Raw genomic sequence first — 17,939 nt, 5'->3', positions numbered from 1 at the left:
GTTGACGGGTGTGACACTAGCTGGGCTTACTGCGGCCCGGATGCAGAATCGAGCTCTTGATCGATCATAGTCTGCCTACCATCTCTTAGTTTGTGCAGGGGTCTGCGAAGTGACCGATTTTTTCGCGCCGGCTGGCCGCGGCGTTCAACATTCAAATTTGCGCGCCGCCAATCGCCGCGCTGTATTGACCACGATTGCTCTTACGAGTTCGGGCATCTCCAATGCCGACGTTTCCCGCCGCACCGGCCTTGCACCGCAAACCGCCTCGGCCATCGTCAGCGAACTTGAAGCCGAGGGCCTCATCCATCGCGGCAACGTGCTGCGCGGCCGCCGCGGCCAGCCCGCCACGCCACTCTTTCTCAACCCGCAGGCCGGTTACGCTATCGGCTGTGAAATCTCGTGGCGGCACATGGCCATCACCCTGCTCGATCTGGTCAGCAACCAGATCGACCACGTCATCACGCACTATAACGCCCCCGATCCCGCGACTGTCATCGACGACGCGGCGGCCGTCATCGCCAAAATGCTGGAAAAGCTCGATCCATCGCAGCGCAGCCGCGTCCAGGGGATCGGGCTGACCATCCCGGGCCGCATCGGCCGCTTCGGTGGCGAGACAATTTCACCGGCCGCCCACCGCCGGGGCTGGGCCGAACTCAACGCCGCCCACGCCCTCGAAACCGCCACCGGACTTCCCACCATGCAGTTCGTGGCCGGCCATGCCGGCAGCTGGGCCGAACTGCTCAACCACCCAAATCCGCGGCCATCCGACTTCGTCTACCTGTTCATCAATACCGACATCGAAATCGGCTTCATCGCCCGTCCCTCTCAGTTTGATGGTCCGGCCCTGCAATCGGCCAACATGAGCGCCATCTTGACCGCTGGCCTCACCGACCGGCGCTACAGCGCCGAACTCGCCTCGCTCGCCGCCCTCCAGCGCCGCCTGGCGCGCGTCGGCATCACCCCGCCGGACGGCTGCACGAGGAACTGGCACTGGGACGACTGGGAGGAGCATGTCGCCCCCTGGATCGAAGAGGCTGGCCTCGCCATGGCGGAAATCGTCGTCAACACTGCCGTCGCCGTCGAAACGCAGCAGGTGATCATCGATGGCCCCCTGCCCCGCCCCATTCTCGACCGCCTGGTCGCCGCAACCGCAAATGGCATCGACACCCTTTCCGGCCCGGCAACGACCCGCCCGCGCGTCACCGCCGGCACGCGGGGTGCCGACGGCATGGCGCTGGGCGCGGGCCAGCTGGCGTTGATCCGCCGGATGTTTGCCCGCCAGCCCAGCGACATTGTGGGGTAAACCCACGGCACCACCCTCGCTTGTGACGCCGCTTGCCCCTACGCTCAGCGTCATGAGCACCCTTTCCATCCGCCCCATGAGCGCCGAAAATCTCGACCTGGCCCTCTCCTGGGCCCGCGATGAGGGCTGGAACCCCGGCCTCGACGATGCCGCCTGCTTTCGCGCCGCCGACCCCTCCGGCTTTCTCATGGGCTGGCTCGGCACCCTCCCCATCGGCTGCATCTCGGTGGTGAAATACGGCGAAAGCTTCGCCTTCCTCGGCCTTTACATCGTCCGCCCTGCCTTTCGCGGCAAAGGCTACGGCAAGGCCATCTGGGACGCTGGCATCGCCAGCGCCCCCAACCGCACCATCGGCCTCGCTGGCGTCGTGGCCCAGCAGGCCAATTACCTCAAATCCGGCTTCACCCTCGCCCACAAGAGCGCCCGCTGGGGCGGGCGCCTGCGTGGCCTCGTCGCCACCCGCTCCTTCGTCCGCCCCCTCAACCCCGACGATCTCGCCACTGTCGCCAGCTACGACCGAGACCACTTCCCCGCCGATCGCCGCGCCTTCCTCAGAGCCTGGCTCGCCGCGTCCCCCTCCCGCCAGACCGAGGGCTATTTCGAAGAAGGGATCCTGCGCGGCTACGGCACCATCCGCCGCTCCGCCGATGGCTGGAAGATCGGCCCGCTCTTTGCCGATAGCGCCGCCATCGCCGAAGCCCTGATCGCCACACTCGTCGCCCCCGCCGCCACCGACCCCATCTTCATCGATATCCCCGAGCCCAACACCGCCGCCACCGCCATGGCCCAGCGCCTCGGCTTCACCCCCGCCTTCGAAACCGCCCGCATGTACCGCGGCCCCACCTCCACCCTCCCCCTCCCCCAGATCTACGGCATCACCACCCTCGAGTTGGGCTAGCCAGCGGCCTTTCAGTCCCCTCGCCCCTCCGGGGAGAGGGTGGCGAGCGAAGCGAGCCGGGTGAGGGGCCGGACGCCCACACATCCATCGACCAACAGAGCCACCCCAAGACCATGACAACGACCATCGCCATCGTCTCCGGCACCGGCTTCCTCGGCCCCGCCATCGCCCGCCGCCTCCTCGCCCGCGGCGTGACCCCGCTCGTCATCGCCCGCGGCAAGCACCCCGTCAGCCTTCCCGATGGCGCCATCTTCGCCCCCACCGACCGCATGGATAGCGCCGCGCTCACCGCGCTGTTCACCACCCACCGCGTCACCACCGTCATCGACATCTTCACGCTCAGCCTGCGCAATACCCAGCCCGTGCTCGATGCCACCGCCGCCGCCGGCGCCCGCTACCTCCTCATCAGTTCCACCGACGTTTACCTCAACTACGAGGGCCTCCTCAAAAAAGGCACGCCGCCGGTCCGACCCGAACCCGCCACCGAGGACTCCCCCCTCCGCACCATCCGCTACCCCTATCGCGCCAACACCCGCCGCCCGCAGGGCGTCGAGGACGACCTGTTCGAGGACTACGACAAGCTCCCCCTCGAAGAAGCCGCCCGCGCCGATCCGCGCCTGTCCGCCACCATCATCCGCGCCCCGATGATCTTCGGCCCCGGCGACAAGCAACACCGTTTCAAATGGGCCATCGATGCCGCCCGCGCCGGTGGCGTTGCCAAGCTCGACGAACGCGCCGCCCGCTGGCCCAATTCCTACGGCTATATCGACGACGTCGCCGACGCCATCGCGCTCGCCGCCACTGACCCTCGCGCCGCAAACCGCACCTACAATGTCGGCCAGCCGTTCGTTCGCACCCCCATAGAGTGGCTGCTGACTTTCGCAGTCGTCCTCAACCGCTCCCTCGAAGTCGAAACCGTCCCCGCCACGACGAAAGGCCTGCAGATCGACCGCGCCGAAGCCTCCGACCTCCGCTACCCCCTCACCCTCGACACCACCCGCATCCGGTCCGAGCTCGGCTTTGCCGAGATCACCCCCGAACGCGAAGCCCTCCTCAAAACCATCGCCTGGGAACGATCGTCCGACTAGGCTCCGTTCCCCTCTCCCCTTCACGGGGAGAGGGCAGCACAGCTAGGAGCGAAGCGACGTAGCGGCGCTAGGGTGAGGGGTGAGGTCTCTCAAAAATGCGCGACGCCTTTCCAGCAGGCGCTCCCTCCCCCTTGCGGGGAGGGCCGGGGTGGGGGTCCACAGCCGCGATGCCAGCGCCTGTCCCCGCCTGCACCAAAACACCCCCAAAACCCGCCTTGACTCTCCCTCGCGACACTTTAGTGTCACTAAAATTCATACCCAGACTAAAATTGTGCTGGGTCGCGCGCTGGGGCACGAGTGACCGTTCTGCAATTCGAAAAGCGTCATGATCGGGCTGACGAAGTCCAGCCGATCGACCCCACCCTTGGCCAGCGCCTGCGCGATCGCCGCAAGGCGCTCGGCAAGACCCAGCAGCAGGTGGCGGACGAGGCCAGCCTCACCGTCGGCTTCATCTCACAGATCGAGCGCAGCATCTCCACGCCCTCGCTCGCCTCGCTCTACAACCTCGCCAAGGCGCTCGACACCACTGTAGACCAGTTCGTGTCCACCGCGCCCGCCCACAAGCACAGCGTCGTCACCCATTCCGGTCAGCGCCAGACCTACAATGTCGGCGGCACCTCGCGCTTCTACGAGTTCTTGGAGCGCGGCTTCCCCGAGGCCAAGCTCAATGCCTGCCTCTCCCACGTCCCGCCCGGCCATGCGTCCGAAATGATGAGCCACGAAGGCGAGGACTTCGTCTACCTGGTGCGCGGCACCATGCTCTACGAGGTCGACGGCACCACCTACACCCTCGGCGCCGGCGATACCCTCCACTTCAACAGCCGCCTGCCCCATCGCGGCACCAATATCGGCGCCGACACCGCGGTCGAACTCTGGGTCGGCACCATGCAGTTGTTCGCCGAATGAACCCGCTCGATCCAAAAACCGCGACCGAACTTATCGCCGCGCTCGCTGCCGGTCCAACGGCGCTGTTCGCCATACTCTCGGCACTGTTCACCGCCATTCCCGGCGTCCGCACCGCCACCTTCATCGCCACCGCGCCCGACTACACAGTCACCCACCGCATCGGCACCTCCAATCCAGAGCATTTCCCCGTCGGCAACGTCGATCCCATCGACGACAGCCCGTGGAACCGCCGCATCCTCATCGAAAAGCGCCCGGTCGTCGGCAATGACGTGCCCGGCATGGCGGCGTTCATCCCCGAAACCGACGGCCTCGTCGCCATGGGCTACGGCGCCACCGCCTGCTTTCCCATCGTCATTGCCGGTGAGACGCGCGGCGTCGTCGCGCTCCTCGGCGATGCCGGCATCTTCACCCCCACCGCCCTCGCCGCGGTCGATACCCTTCTGCCCATTGCCGCCCTGATCTTCACCTTTGAGGGGATCAGCGCGCGATGATGTTTCTGCCCACAACCGGCGGCGTTCGCCGGAACATCAAGAACCTCTTAACCAGGGAGACTGCCATGCGCCTGTTCAGGACGCTTCTGGCATTTGCCGTCGGCGCGATGATGACCGCGTCCGGGGCAATAGCCGAAACGCCAAAGAATACCCTCGTCATTGCCGACGTCATCGACGACGTCATCACGCTCGATCCGGCTGAAGTCAGCGAAGTCGGCGGCGTGCTGACCAGCCAGCAGATCTATCAGCCGCTGGTGAGCTTTGATCCGGCCGATCCCTCCAAGATCTATGGCGTTCTCGCCAAGAGCTGGGAAACCTCGCCCGACGGCACCACCTTCACCTTCAAGATGAACCGTGACGCCAAGTTCGCCTCCGGCAACCCGGTCACCGCCTTCGACGCCGAGTATTCGCTGCAGCGCGTCGTGCTGCTCAACTCGCGCATCGCCTTCATCCTGACCCAGTTCGGCCTCACCCCCGAAAACGTCAAGGACAACATCAAGGCCACCGACGACGACACGCTCGTCATCAAGGTCGACCAGACCTATGCACCGAGCTTCGTGCTCTACGTGCTCTCGTCCTTCACCGGCGGCATCGTCGATAGCAAGCTCGTCAAGGAGCATGAGGGCAAGACTGCCGAAGGCAATAACGACTACGGCAATGCCTGGCTGAAGTCCGAAAACTCGGCCGGCTCGGGCCCGTTCACGCTCGGCAAGTGGGATCCGAAGGTCTCGATCCTGCTCAACCGCAACGAGAACTACTGGAGCACCGCTCCGGGCGTCGACAAGATCTTCATCCAGCAGATGCCGGAATCGGCCACCCAGCGCCTCGCGCTCGAAAAGGGTGACATCGATATCGCAAACAAGCTTGGTCCCGACGATATCGGCGCCGTCGCCAGCAACCCGAACATCGCGATCGCCGAGGGCAATTCCTCGACCATCTATTATTTCGGCCTGAACCTGCGCAACCCGGCCCTCTCCAACCCCAAGGTTGTCGAGGCCATGAAGTACCTCGTCGACTACCAGGGCATTGCCGACACCATCGGCCGTGGCACCATCAAGGTGCACCAGACCATGATCCCCGATGGGTTCCTGGGCGGTGGCATCAACTACAACCCCTACAAGTTCGACCTCGAAAAGGCCAAGGCGCTGCTCGCTGAATCCGGCGTGACGCTTCCCATCAAGCTCGAAACCGTCGTCTGGAACGCCCCTCCCTACACCGACTACGCCCAGGCCGTGCAGGCCACCATGGCGCAGGCCGGCATCAACCTCGATCTCCAGGTCGTCGACGGCGGCCAGTGGCTCGATCGCTATCGTTCGCACCAGCTCGACATCTGGGTTGGCCTCTGGGGTCCGGATTATCCCGATCCGAATTCGAACGTGAAGGCCTTCACCGTCCATGACGCCAGCGATCCGGACGGCACGCACGGCAACCTCGCCGATCGCTTCGGCTGGAACTCGGGCGCCCTCTCCGACCAGGCGATCGCCGCGGTCAAGGAGCAGGACACCGAAAAGCGCAAGGCGATGTATGACTCGCTGCAGCGCGCCCACACCGACTCCTCGCCCTTCATCTACATGTTCCAGGACAGCCGTAAGGTTGCCATGAGCAACAAGGTCAAGGGCCTCGTCCTCGGCATCACCTTCTCCGACGACCGTTACGCCGGCGTGAGCAAGGAATAGCGAACTGGGCCGGCCGGAGCACCCTCCGGCCGGTTCTTTAATCCTCACCAGGCTTTCCGACGGTCGCCTTCTCCCCCTGTGGGACTTCGAGGGATCAGAAATCGGTCCAGTGGACCGATTTCCCCGAGAAGGCCAAGAGAGCTATGCTCGAATGGCTTAGGTGCCCGAAGGGCGGATGAGGGGTCCGCGACACCCCGTGGCGCGAGCTCGGAGCAACGCGACGAGCTCCACTCCAACCACACCCCTTCTCCCAAACGGCAAGAAGGCGCAAACTCCAACCTCCTGTTTCAAGGCCCCCGCGCGTGCCAGCCTCCCCGACCTCACAGCCAGCACGACCTGCCTCACGCCGCAAGCCGACTGCTATCGGTGCGCTAGAGCCAGGCACCCCTTGCCTTCTCCCCTTGTGGGAGAAGGTGCCCGAAGGGCGGATGAGGGGTTCTCTCCACACGCTCCCATCGCTCCTCACTTCGCTCGGATCGCGCATCGCGAATGCGATGCGAACCCCTCATCCGGCGCTTCGCGCCACCTTCTCCCACAAGGGGAGAAGGCAGGTCGGTGTCCTCCGATGACCCGCCCCCTCCGCCTCCTCACCGGCATCGCCGCCTGGCTGCTTACCGTCGGCGTCACCCTGCTCGGCCTTGCCGCGCTCACCTTCTTCATCGGCCGCGTCATCCCGATCGATCCGGTGCTGAAAATCGTCGGCGAGAAGGCCACGCCCGATGTCTACCATCGCGTCTTCCTCGAACTCGGCCTCGATCGCCCCATCTACGAGCAGTTCTGGGGCTATCTCACCAAGATCCTCCGTGGCGATTTCGGCACCTCGTTTGCCACCAATCGCCCGGTATTGACCGATCTTCTCAATTTCTTTCCCGCCACCCTCGAACTCTCGACCATCGGCCTCCTCATCGGCGTGGCCCTCGGCGTTCCCATGGGCGTCGCGTCAGCCTATTGGCACGAGAAATGGCCCGATCACGTCATCCGCGTCGTCGGCCTCATCGGCTATTCGGTGCCAGTGTTCTGGCTCGGCCTCGTCGGGCTTTTCGTTTTCTACTATCTCCTCGAATGGGTCTCTGGCCCCGGCCAGCTCGACGTCTTCTTCGTCGGCACCGTTGATCGCATCACCGGCTCCATCCTCATCGACAGCGCGCTCGCCGGTGAGTGGGAGATCTTCTTTAACGCCATCAGCCACATGACCCTGCCGGCCCTGCTGCTCGGCTATTACAGCCTCGCCTACATCTCGCGCATGACCCGCTCGGTGATGCTCGATCAGCTCAGCCGCGAATACGTGCTGACCGCGCGCTTGAAGGGCGCCAGCGAGTTCCGCGCCGTCGTCGGCCACGCGCTGCGCAACGCCGCCATCCCGCTCGTCACGGTGATTGCCCTGAGCTATGGCGGCCTGCTCGAAGGCTCGGTGCTGATCGAAACCATCTTTTCTTGGCCCGGCATCGGCAACTACATCTACTCCTCGCTCTTTGCCGCCGACATGAACGCCGTCCTCGGCGGCACGCTGCTGGTGGGCGTGGTCTTTGTCTTTCTCAACATGCTGTCCGACGTGCTCTACCGCACGCTCGACCCCCGGGCACGGCGGGTAGGATGATGGCAAAACGCAAAATGCTGCAGTCGTCTCCCTCCCCCTTGCGGGGCTGCAAGGCCCCCACCTTTGCAGGTGGAGTGACCGCAGTTGAAGCAGAAGGCCCCCTCACCCGGCCTTCGGCCGACCTCTCCCCCAAAGGGAGAGGTGCGCTAGGGCACGATCGCGCCGCCTCGTCACCTCTCCCTGGGGGGAGAGGTCGGCCCGAAGGGCCGGGTGAGGGGGCCTTACCTTCATACATCCCGATCACGCCCGATTTCCTTGTTGCCAACGGGACGATGCCGACTGCCTCGGCACCAGAAAGACTGATGCCATGACCCTCGCCGATCCAGTCACCGATCCCCGCCACGCCATCCGCGCCGCCCGCCTTGCCGAGTTCAAACGCTTCGCCCGCCGCTTCCTCCGCAACCCGCTGGGCGTCGTCGGGCTGGTGATCGTCATCGCCCTGCTGCTCTGCGCCGCCTTCGCGCCGTGGCTCGCGACGCACGATCCATACCTCCCCACCCTCACCGATCGCCTCGCCGCGCCCAACGCCACCTACTGGTTCGGTGCCGATGAACTCGGCCGCGACATCTACTCGCGCGTCATCTACGGCTCCCGCCTCACGCTCCTCATCGTCGCCCTCGTCATCGTCACCTCCGCCCCCATCGGGCTGGTGATCGGCGCCGTCTCGGGCACGCTCGGTGGCTGGGTCGATGTGGTGTTCATGCGCATCACCGATATCTTCCTCGCCATCCCCAAGCTGCTCCTCGCCCTCGCCTTCGTTGCCGCACTCGGGCCCGGTATCGTCAACGCCGCCATCGCCATCACGCTCACCGCCTGGCCGCCCTACGCCCGCCTCGCCCGCGCCGAGGCGCTGGTGGTGCGCAATTCCGATTACGTCAACGCCGCCCGCCTCGCCGGCGCCAGCGAGTTCCGCATTATCGTCTTCCACGTCATGCCGATGTGCCTCAGCTCGGTCATCGTCCGCATGACATTCGACATGGCCGGCATCATCCTCACCGCCGCCGGGCTCGGCTTCATCGGCCTCGGCGCCCAGCCGCCACTCCCCGAGTGGGGCGCCATGATTTCCACCGGCCGCAAGTTCATCTTCGATCAGTGGTGGGTGGCGACTGTCCCCGGCATCGCCATCTTCACCGTCAGCCTCGGCTTCAACCTCCTGGGTGACGCGTTGCGCGACCTGCTCGATCCGCACCTGAGGCAGCGCCAATGAGCGACAATCTCGTCGATATCGAAAACCTGCGCATCGCCTTCCGCACCGACGAAGGCACCTATGCCGAAGCCGTGCGTGGCGTCAGCTTCTCGCTCGGCCGCGAAAAGCTCGGCATCGTCGGGGAATCGGGTTCGGGCAAATCGCTCTCCGGCCGCGCCCTCCTCGGCGTCCTGCCGCCCTATGCGAAGATGAGCGTCGACCGCATGCAGTTTGACGGCATTGATCTCAGGACCGCCTCGCCAAAACTGCGCCGTTCGCTCCGCGGCGGCCGCATGGGCATGATCCTGCAGGATCCAAAGTTCTCGCTGAACCCGGTCATGACCGTCGGCAGCCAGATCGTCGAAGCCATCCGCATCGGCAACCACCATATCTCCGGCACCGATGCCAAAAAGCAGGCCCTCGGCACCCTCGAGGCCGTCCACATCCGCGAGCCCGAACGCGTCTTCGCGCTCTATCCGCATGAGCTCTCGGGCGGCATGGGCCAGCGTGTCATGATCGCCATGATGGTGGTGCGCGAACCCGATCTGCTCATCGCCGACGAGCCGACCTCCGCCCTAGACGTCACCGTCCGCACCCAGGTGCTCTCCATCCTCGATGAGCTGGTCACCCGCCGCGGCATGGGCCTGATCTTCATCAGCCACGACCTGCGGCTGGTCTCCAAGTTCTGCGACCGCGTTATCGTTATGTATGCCGGCAGGATCGTCGAAACCCTCTGGGCCGATCGCCTCGAGCAGGCGACCCACCCCTATACCCGTGGTCTCCTCTCCTGCCTCCCCTCGATCGACGGCGCCCTCGATCCTCTCCCCACCCTCCAGCGCGAAGACAGCTGGCGAGGAGCAGACCTGTGATAGAAATTCGCGACTTAACCGTCACTTTTGGCCCGTCTACCGCCGTCAAGGACGTGTCGTTCACCGTCGCCGAAGGCGAGAGCTTCGGCCTCGTCGGTGAAAGCGGCTCGGGTAAGTCCACCATCCTCCGCACCATCATGGGCCTCAACAAGACCTGGACCGGCTCCATCACCGTCGATGGCCGCGACACCGGCAAGCTGCCGCGCAAGCAACTCGCCCGCCTCGCCCAGATGGTCTTCCAGGACCCCTACGCCTCGCTCCACCCGCGCTACGTCATCGGCCAGCAGATCGCCGAGCCGATGAAAATCAACGGCCTCCCCAACCCCGAGCGCCGCACCGCCGAGCTGCTCGATCTCATCGGGCTCGGAGCAAAATTCCAGTTCCGCTTCCCGCACGAACTCTCCGGCGGCCAGCGCCAGCGCGTCGCCATCGCCCGCGCACTCGCCCTCAGCCCCAAGATCCTGCTGCTCGACGAGCCCACCTCCGCCCTCGACGTCTCGATCCAGGCCGAAATCCTCAATCTCCTGAACCGCCTCCGCCGCGAACTGAACCTCACTTTCGTCATCGTCAGCCACGACCTCGCGGTCATTTCCTACATGTGCGAACGCCTCATGGTGATGCGCAATGCCGAAATGGTCGAGACGCTCACCCGCGAGCAACTTCGCGCCCGCGCCTTCAGCGCCAGCTACACGAGCGAACTGGTCGCCGCGAGCTGAGCAGCCCACCGCCAACCCCTTCAGAAGCTGTTCATCCGCTTGGTTGAAATGCGGCGGAGCGAGATCAGGAAAAGTTGCAGACTTTTCCGGTTCGATCTCGTGACAAGAAAAACATTTGGAGCGGGAGTGCGTTTCAACCAAACGCAATCCTGCCCTAGAAGCCCTCGACCGTCAGTTCGCTCGCCATCACGCCATTGCCGGCCATCAGCCCGCAATCGACCGGCAGCGCCACTCCGGTCACCGCACTGGCAGCATCCGAGGCGAGGAACGCGATCACCTTCGCCACTTCCAGCGGCTCGACAATCCGCCCCAGCGGGTACCAACGTGCCAATGTTTCCAGTACCTTAGGGTTTTTCTTCGACCGCTCGTCCCAGATCGGCGACCGCACCGTACCCGGCAGCACGGTGTTGGCGCGGATACCCACCGGCCCATACTCGACCGCCACCGCCTTGGTCAGCGCCACCATCCCCGCCTTCGCCGCGCTATAGGCCGGGTCACCCAGCGCCGTCAGTCCGTTGACCGATGACACATTGATAATACTACCAGATTTCCGCTCAACCATCCCCGGCAGCACCGCATGGATGCAGTTATAGGCCCCGTTCAAATTGCTCGCGACATCCGATTCCCACTGCTCCGGGCTGGTCAGCGCGATCTTGGGATGGTTCGAAATCCCTGCATTATTGACCAGCACATCGATCGGCCCAAGCGCCGCCCGCAGCTCCGCAAACGCGGTAGAAATCCCTTTGGAATCAACAATATCGACAACCACGCCGGCCGCCTTCGCACCGCCCGCCCGGAGCTCCTCGACAAAGTCCATTACCTTGTCACTGCGGTCCAGCGCGGCAATGCTCGCCCCCTCCGAAGCCAGCAACCGGCACAACGCCCGTCCAATCCCCCCCGCCGCGCCCGTGACCGCAACGACCTTCCCCGCAAACTGGCCACTCATTCCGATCGTCCTCTCATGCGCGCTGGGCATTGTACCCACCAAATCTGCCCCGAACTCGCGCCCGCCGCAATGCCCAAGGCTCCCACAACTCCGTTTATTCAGAATGACTTGCCGAGGAACTCGTTCGCCTTGCGCTCTTCTTTCAGCAGTTTATATAACGCGTTATGTATTTTGTCATAACACGTTATAAGGAGATGGTTTGCCCAACTGAAAGCACAAACCGGGCGATCAAATCACCTTCCCACCACATGGGAAAGTTCGTCCCCCACTTGTTGTTGTGAATGTTGAACCTCAGTCCACCAGAAAGATCAGGCGGCTCACGGTTGAACGGCATGAACGGGCTCCTGGCAGGCCCCACCAACGGCGTATCCAGCGGATGCAACTGGATCGCCCCCGAGCGCACCGCCGTCACCGCCTGCAACTGCCCGCCACCCGCAGATGCAACCCGGTCCCCCGGCTGCCACACCCCCATCTTGCAATACTCCCAGACCTCGTAACCCGCTGGTGTAAATGTAAAAAAGCTCGCTTCCGGCATCCTGTTGGCGGGTTTGCCCCGCATGCAAACCGAAATCTCCAGGCGCTCATCGTCCAGCGCACGATAAATATAACGAACGCTGTCCGGCCCACCAAGCCGCTCATGCGCCTCGCGATCGAGCCGCAATTCGCCGCCTGCCGCTTTGGGCACAAAGACAGCCGATCGCGCCGTAGCAGCCCTCTCCAGACCCGGCTTTGCATGGTCCAACAACGCCCATTCCGGCCGCTGCGTCAGATAGGTGTCGAGATGGGAGGTGACATCGACGGCGTCGTACGTCTCGTAGCGATACCCCATCAGACTGCCTCCAGCCCCTTGTAGTACAACGCCTTTCGGGCTTCGAACGCTTGCAACGTCGCCCGTCTCAGGGTCGGTGACCACTGCCCACCCGCCAAGCTCCGTCTCGGGCTCACCCTCAAGGTCCGCGAGCGCAGTATCCGCCAACGCGCGATCATCGCTCTCCAGTTCGGCTACGGCTCTTTCCAGATACTCCCGCTGCTCCGCCCAACTCGCTTCGGTGTAGGCGAAACGGTGATCCTCCCGCCGCAACCTCTCGAACACCGCACGGTCCCACCCGGTCTCGTCCCTTAGGTACGACTTGATATCGACCCCGCACGTATGCTCGGCCACCATCGTCAGCCCGCGGCCAAACGCCAGCCGCTGCGGCGTCAACTCGCTCGCCCATCCGTCGAAAACCCGCTGCAACGCCAGGAACTTCGCCGTCTTGGTCGGGTCCGATGCGCTGCCATGAATCCAGCTGTCGCCCAATTCGATATCGACCACCGGGAACTCATCCCGCCGCGCCCACAGCAGTTCCCCATAGGCGTCAAGCGTCGATGCCATCAGCCGCGCCTCAGGCCGCTGATGCGCAATCTCGCGATACGCCTCCGCCGTCTGCGGCACGCTCTGCGGTCCCATATTGTCGTTGGTATGCGCAAAGCTCAGCCCCTCGCTGAACCCATCCGGAAAGTGCGTCGCCCCATAGGACTTCTGGTACATCACCACCACTTCGGACCCATCCGGTGCGCGCCAGACAAACACATCCGGCACATCGGGCACCGGCGAGGCTGAATTCACCCCGAGGTGCAAAAATCTCACCCCCGCCTCGGCGAGCAGGGGCACGATTCCTATCGTGTGCCCCGGCACGTCTGTCATCTTTGCCGCTGTCGTTTGCACCCCAAATCGCGCATCGAGCTCCTGAGAAAAGGATAGCCCAGCGCGAAATAAAGCGGGCGACATCAGCTCCGAGTGCGTGGTGAACGGTAGCGCGTGCCAACGGATCAGTCCCCGGGAAATCGCCTGTTCCAGACGCTTCACCTTATCTGGCGGTTGCGTCGTCAGATGATCCCAGATCAGCCACGCCCCCGTCGTCCAGATGAACTTCGGCGCCGCACTATCCTCGCGATAAAAGTGTGCCCCCGTTTCAATCGCCTGTGGAATGAACCGCTCGTGATACTGCGACCGCACCTTGGCAGCGTGATCGGTAAAGCCAATGTCCAGGTGCGTCTTGAACACAACGTGGATGATCTCTTCGCTCACGACGGCGCCCCCCTCGGCAATACTCAAACCCGCGGCCCAGCGCGGAACTCGGCGCCTCCTACCTACCAGATTCAGTCGGCTGCGATAGCGGTCCCACCACCCAGGCCGGGTTCATGAGCGTGTCATCGAACTGGGGTTTATGCCGGACAAATCTTCCGTGGAACGAGTTCTGCGGAAGATCGTCGGATGGAATGTCCGTTCTGTTTTTGCCGGCCTGCGGACTGACGCTCAGCGATCTGTACCCCGGAGGCGGGCATCGATTTTTCAGCGCCGCGGGATGGTCCGTGGCAATCACGGAGAAAAACGATGAAGCGTCGCGCATTCATGATCTCGGCTGGTGGCGTTGCCGCCGGCATGGTCCTTCTGCCCCGCATGGCCATGGCCGAAGCCGGCAAGATCGACTGGTACACCAACTCCGACACCAACATCCTCGACTTCTGGACCAACACCGTTGCGCCCAAGTTCCAGGCCGCCAATCCCGGCATCACGCTGAACCTGGTTGACGCCGGCGACGGCATGGACGCCATTGCCCAGCGCGCCCTCGCGGCGCTGCAGACCAAGACCGACCCCCAGGCCGATTTCATCGAGCAGGGCGATCCGCTCTCGCCCAAGGGCGCCATGGAAGCTGGCCTCTACGCCAACCTCAAGGACTCACTGACCAACTGGTCCAAGGTCAACCCGCTCGCCATCGAGACCGATTTCGCCGTTCCCTATCGCGGCAGCCAGGTGCTCCTTGCTCACGACACCACCAAGCTCGCGGCCGCCGATGCGCCCAAGACCTTTGCTGACCTCATCACATGGATCAAGGCGAACCCTGGCCAGTTTATCTACAACCGTCCCGACAAGGGCGGTTCGGGCGGCAACTTCGTCCGCCGCGCCATCCACGAAGTGAACGGCCGCGACCCCAAGGTCTTCACCATGGACAACTTCTCGGCCGAGAACGCCGAAAAGCTCCTGACTCCGGCCTGGGAACTGCTCAAGGATCTAGCGCCGTCACTGTTCGAAGGCGGCGCCTACACTGCCGGCAACACCCCGTCGCTCCAGCTGCTCGGCCAGGGCGCTGTTGCCATGATCCCGGCCTGGTCCGACATGGCCCTACAGGGCATCTCGACCGGCGTGCTGGCTGAGACCACTGCGCTCTTCCAACTCACCGATCTGGCCTTCTGCGGCGGTTTCGCCCGCAGCATCGTGTTCGCCAATGGCGCCAACAAGGACGCAGCCCTGAAACTGGCCGATTTCGTCCTGACCGAAGAAATCCAGTCCGCCATTATCACCGAACTCGGCGGCTTCCCCGGCGTTGGCTGGGACTATGTCTCGGCTGATCTGCGCGCGAAGTATCAGGCGGTTGTCCCATCCTCGATCCCGACCTTCCCCGGCGGCGATTGGGACTCGGCGATCAACGACGGCTGGTATCGCAACGTGGCCCCCAATGTGGATCGCAACGCGTAAGCCATGACGTCCCGCCCCCAAAAAGGGGTCTCGACGAGCAGGGGGCTGATCGGCCTCCTGCTCGTTGCTGTGCCCGCGCTGCTGCTTGCCTGGATGACGATTTGGCCGATCATCTCAGGCGTCGCCTCAACTCTATTTCCGCGCGCGGCCGATGGCACGCAGCGCCTGTCCTTTGACAATTTCACCACCTTCTTTTCCGATCCCTACAGCGTCGCCAACCTCGAGGTCACCATCTGGACCTGCGTGGTGACCACAGCGATCCTCATCGCCATCTGCATTCCGCTGGCGCTCTACCTGCGCTTTGCCAAGGGCACTCTGGCTACCTACGTGCAGACCATGGCGATGTTTCCCATGTTCGTGCCCTCGATCATTCTCGCCTTCGCCTTCATCCGCGTCCTTGGCCCCAACGGCAGTGTGGACATGGTGCTCAACGCGCTGGCCTTGCCCAAGTTCAAGTCGCCCTACCTGACGGTCTGGGGCCCGGTGATCGGCCTCGTCTGGGACAATATCCCGCTCACTGTGCTGATCCTCGTGTCGGGCCTCGGCAGCGTCACCGATCAAGCGGTGGAGGCGGCACGCGATGTCGGCGCGCGACCGCTGGCCCTGTTCTGGTACATCATCCTGCCCAGGCTCTGGACCTCGATCGCTGTGGTGATCTCGCTCACCATGCTCGGGCTGTTCTCAGCCTTCACCCTGCCCTACGTGCTCGGCCCCGCTTCACCCGAAATGATGGGCCCCTTCATGCAGCGCACCTTCTCGGCCCTGCGCAATCCCGACATGGCCATCACCCAGGCCACCATCGTCATGGGCTTCTGCCTCTTCTTCGGGTTGTTCTATGTCTACTCCATCGCCAAGAACCGGGGGAAGTAGCATGGCCAATCCCTCCCGCGCCGCCCGCAAGACTGACTGGATCGGGCTCTCACTCGGGGTGGTCCTCACCCTCGTGATCCTCGTGCCCATGCTGATCGTGGTCACCTGGTCCTTCTCCAATGTCTGGCGCTATCCATCGCTATGGCCCCAGCAGGTTGGCCTCAAATTCTGGGAACTGACGCTCGCCCGCGCCGACGTGTGGAATGCGCTCCTGACCTCGATCGAACTGGCGACCGTCGTCACCGCGCTGTCAGCCCTCATCTGCCTTCCGGCAGCCTATGCCTTTGCGCGTCTCGATTTTCCGGGCCGCAACATCCTGTTCTTCTCGTTTCTCGCCGGCCAGGCCTTCCCCAAGTTCGGCCTCCTCGTGACCATCGCCGCGATTTTCCTCCAGCTCAATCTCATCGCCACCTTCTGGGGCGTGGTGCTGATCCAGTTGGTCGGGACGCTCCTGTTCATGATCTGGATTCCGGTCTCGGCGTTTCAGTCCGTTGATCGCCGCATGGAAGAGGCCGCCCGTGACGCCGGCGCCGGGCCCCTGAGGGTGTTCTGGTCGATCACCCTGCCGCAGGCCGCCCCCACCATCTTTGCGGCCTTGCTTCTGAGCTTTGTCGGCACCTTCTACGAAACCGAGGGCGCCTGGCTGATCGGTGCGCCGCAGATTCGCACCATGCCGGTGCTGATGATCACTTTCATCAACAACCAGCCCGTCATCCAGTATGGCGCCGTGCTCTCGGTGCTGCTTTGGATCCCCTCACTGATCGCACTCGTTTTCACCCGGCGCGTCGTCAATTCCGGCAGCTTTGCCCGCGGCTTCGGGGGCTGAAAGAACCATGTCCAAACTCTCCATTTCCAACGTCTCGAAGCTCTTTTCCACCACCCGCGCCGTGGACAGTTTCACCCTCGAAGTCGCCGACGGCGAACTCGTCTGCCTGCTTGGTCCGTCCGGCTCAGGCAAGTCGACACTTCTGCGCATGGTTGGCGGTTTTGAGACCCCGACCTCGGGCTCGATCCTCATTGACGGCGAAGAGGTCATCCACCTTCCTCCCGAAAAGCGTCCCACCGGCATGGTGTTTCAGAGCCATGCGCTTTGGACCCACATGAACGTCTTCAACAACCTCGCCTTCGGGCTGAAACTGCGGCGCCTCCCCGCCCGCGACATTCGCGACAAGGTCGAAGCCGTGCTCGAACTGGTGGGCCTCGGCGGCTATGGCAAGCGGCTCACCACCCAGCTTTCGGGTGGCCAGCAGCAGCGCGTCGCCCTCGCCCGCTCGCTGGTGCTCGAGCCCAAGATCCTGCTCCTCGACGAGCCCTTCGCCAGCCTCGACCAGCACCTGCGCGAACGGCTGCGTGAGGAGGTCCGCGATATCCAGCAGCGGTTGAGGATCACCACGCTGTTCGTCACTCACGGACAGGACGAAGCCTTGGCGCTCGCCGACCGCATTGTGGTGATGCGCGATGGCAAGACCGAGCAGGCAGCGCGCCCGGATTTGCTCTACCGCGAACCCGCTACGCCCTTCGTTGCCGGCTTTATCGGCTCGATGAACCTGGTTGATGGCAAGATCAGCAGCAGTGTCTTCGCGCACAACGGCTTCACTGTGCCGGTTCCCGTCGCTGATGGGGTGGCAATTCTTGCGGTTCGTCCCGAGGCACTGGGGATTGTTCCTGCCGACGGCGAAAGCGCCGCCCGCATCCATCGCGTCACCGATTTCGGCACCCACGCCATCATCGATATCGATCTGCCAGACGCCGTGCGGCTGAAGTCCATGGTCACCGACGCTAGGCAATGGCAGGCCGGGCAGCGCATCGCCTTGCAGCCCAGGGCCTTCGCCGTATATCGCGACGACGCAGCAATCTACCGGAGTGCCTGATC

The 17,939-nt window shown here is 63.9% G+C and carries 16 protein-coding genes; 14 read left to right on the top strand and 2 right to left on the bottom strand.

From position 1 onward, the window contains the following. Window positions 1–109: 109 nt before the first annotated feature. The 10 genes from ACO06J_RS00295 (at window position 110) to ACO06J_RS00250 (ending at window position 10,730) form a co-directional block, all read left to right on the top strand. Window positions 110–1,303, top strand: coding sequence for an ROK family transcriptional regulator (locus tag ACO06J_RS00295; RefSeq protein ID WP_421758704.1), 1,194 nt, complete (start codon window positions 110–112; stop codon window positions 1,301–1,303). Window positions 1,304–1,355: 52 nt separating this feature from the next. Beyond that, window positions 1,356–2,201 (top strand): GNAT family N-acetyltransferase, encoded by an 846-nt coding sequence (locus ACO06J_RS00290; RefSeq protein WP_421758703.1) that lies wholly within the window; start codon window positions 1,356–1,358, stop codon window positions 2,199–2,201. Window positions 2,202–2,314: 113 nt separating this feature from the next. Continuing rightward, on the top strand, window positions 2,315–3,289 hold the full coding sequence (locus tag ACO06J_RS00285) for an NAD-dependent epimerase/dehydratase family protein (RefSeq protein ID WP_421758702.1): 975 nt from the start codon (window positions 2,315–2,317) through the stop codon (window positions 3,287–3,289). A 297-nt stretch (window positions 3,290–3,586) separates the two neighbouring features. Continuing rightward, a complete protein-coding gene (locus tag ACO06J_RS00280; RefSeq protein WP_421758701.1) occupies window positions 3,587–4,195 on the top strand; it encodes a helix-turn-helix domain-containing protein in 609 nt (202 codons plus the stop codon). Further along, window positions 4,192–4,686 carry a GAF domain-containing protein gene (locus ACO06J_RS00275; RefSeq protein WP_421758700.1) on the top strand — a complete coding sequence of 165 codons (495 nt, stop codon included), beginning with the start codon at window positions 4,192–4,194 and terminating at the stop codon, window positions 4,684–4,686. Before ACO06J_RS00280 ends, ACO06J_RS00275 begins: the two co-directional genes overlap by 4 nt. A 65-nt stretch (window positions 4,687–4,751) precedes the next feature. Next, window positions 4,752–6,362: an ABC transporter substrate-binding protein gene (locus ACO06J_RS00270; RefSeq protein ID WP_421758699.1), complete on the top strand. Its 1,611-nt coding sequence runs from the start codon at window positions 4,752–4,754 to the stop codon at window positions 6,360–6,362. Window positions 6,363–6,927: 565 nt separating this feature from the next. After that, complete coding sequence (locus tag ACO06J_RS00265) at window positions 6,928–7,959, top strand: ABC transporter permease (protein ID WP_421758698.1); 1,032 nt, start codon at window positions 6,928–6,930, stop codon at window positions 7,957–7,959. A gap of 307 nt (window positions 7,960–8,266) precedes the next feature. Next, a complete protein-coding gene (nikC, locus tag ACO06J_RS00260; protein WP_421758697.1) occupies window positions 8,267–9,166 on the top strand; it encodes a nickel transporter permease in 900 nt (299 codons plus the stop codon). Beyond that, window positions 9,163–10,014 (top strand): ABC transporter ATP-binding protein, encoded by an 852-nt coding sequence (locus ACO06J_RS00255; RefSeq protein ID WP_421758696.1) that lies wholly within the window; start codon window positions 9,163–9,165, stop codon window positions 10,012–10,014. Before nikC ends, ACO06J_RS00255 begins: the two co-directional genes overlap by 4 nt. Then, window positions 10,011–10,730: an ABC transporter ATP-binding protein gene (locus ACO06J_RS00250; RefSeq protein WP_421758695.1), complete on the top strand. Its 720-nt coding sequence runs from the start codon at window positions 10,011–10,013 to the stop codon at window positions 10,728–10,730. Before ACO06J_RS00255 ends, ACO06J_RS00250 begins: the two co-directional genes overlap by 4 nt. Before the next feature lie 154 nt (window positions 10,731–10,884). Here the strand turns inward: ACO06J_RS00250 and ACO06J_RS00245 are convergent, their stop codons facing one another. Together ACO06J_RS00245 and ACO06J_RS00240 are read right to left on the bottom strand one after the other, a co-directional pair. Continuing rightward, the gene (locus tag ACO06J_RS00245; protein WP_421758694.1) at window positions 10,885–11,676 is read right to left on the bottom strand and encodes an SDR family oxidoreductase; all 792 of its coding nucleotides are present in this window, start codon (window positions 11,674–11,676) and stop codon (window positions 10,885–10,887) included. A 184-nt stretch (window positions 11,677–11,860) separates the two neighbouring features. Beyond that, entirely contained in the window at window positions 11,861–13,747 is a 1,887-nt protein-coding gene (locus tag ACO06J_RS00240) for a DUF5054 domain-containing protein (RefSeq protein ID WP_421758693.1), read from the bottom strand. Between the two features lie 306 nt (window positions 13,748–14,053). Between ACO06J_RS00240 and ACO06J_RS00235 the strand changes: the two genes are divergently transcribed. From ACO06J_RS00235 to ACO06J_RS00220, 4 genes are read left to right on the top strand one after another with little or no spacing between them, the layout of a single operon-like run. Further along, the gene (locus ACO06J_RS00235; RefSeq protein ID WP_421758692.1) at window positions 14,054–15,196 is read left to right on the top strand and encodes an extracellular solute-binding protein; all 1,143 of its coding nucleotides are present in this window, start codon (window positions 14,054–14,056) and stop codon (window positions 15,194–15,196) included. Window positions 15,197–15,199: 3 nt separating this feature from the next. After that, entirely contained in the window at window positions 15,200–16,066 is an 867-nt protein-coding gene (locus ACO06J_RS00230) for an ABC transporter permease (RefSeq protein ID WP_421758691.1), read from the top strand. Between the two features lies 1 nt (window position 16,067). After that, window positions 16,068–16,892 (top strand): ABC transporter permease, encoded by an 825-nt coding sequence (locus ACO06J_RS00225; protein ID WP_421758690.1) that lies wholly within the window; start codon window positions 16,068–16,070, stop codon window positions 16,890–16,892. Between the two features lie 7 nt (window positions 16,893–16,899). Continuing rightward, on the top strand, window positions 16,900–17,937 hold the full coding sequence (locus ACO06J_RS00220) for an ABC transporter ATP-binding protein (protein ID WP_421758689.1): 1,038 nt from the start codon (window positions 16,900–16,902) through the stop codon (window positions 17,935–17,937). Window positions 17,938–17,939: the final 2 nt, after the last annotated feature.

The organism is Devosia sp. (assembly GCF_965229025.1).
GTDB lineage: Bacteria > Pseudomonadota > Alphaproteobacteria > Rhizobiales > Devosiaceae > Devosia_A.
The sequence above is the reverse complement of the archived record's forward strand: the minus strand, read 5'-3'. Positions and strand labels throughout refer to the sequence as shown.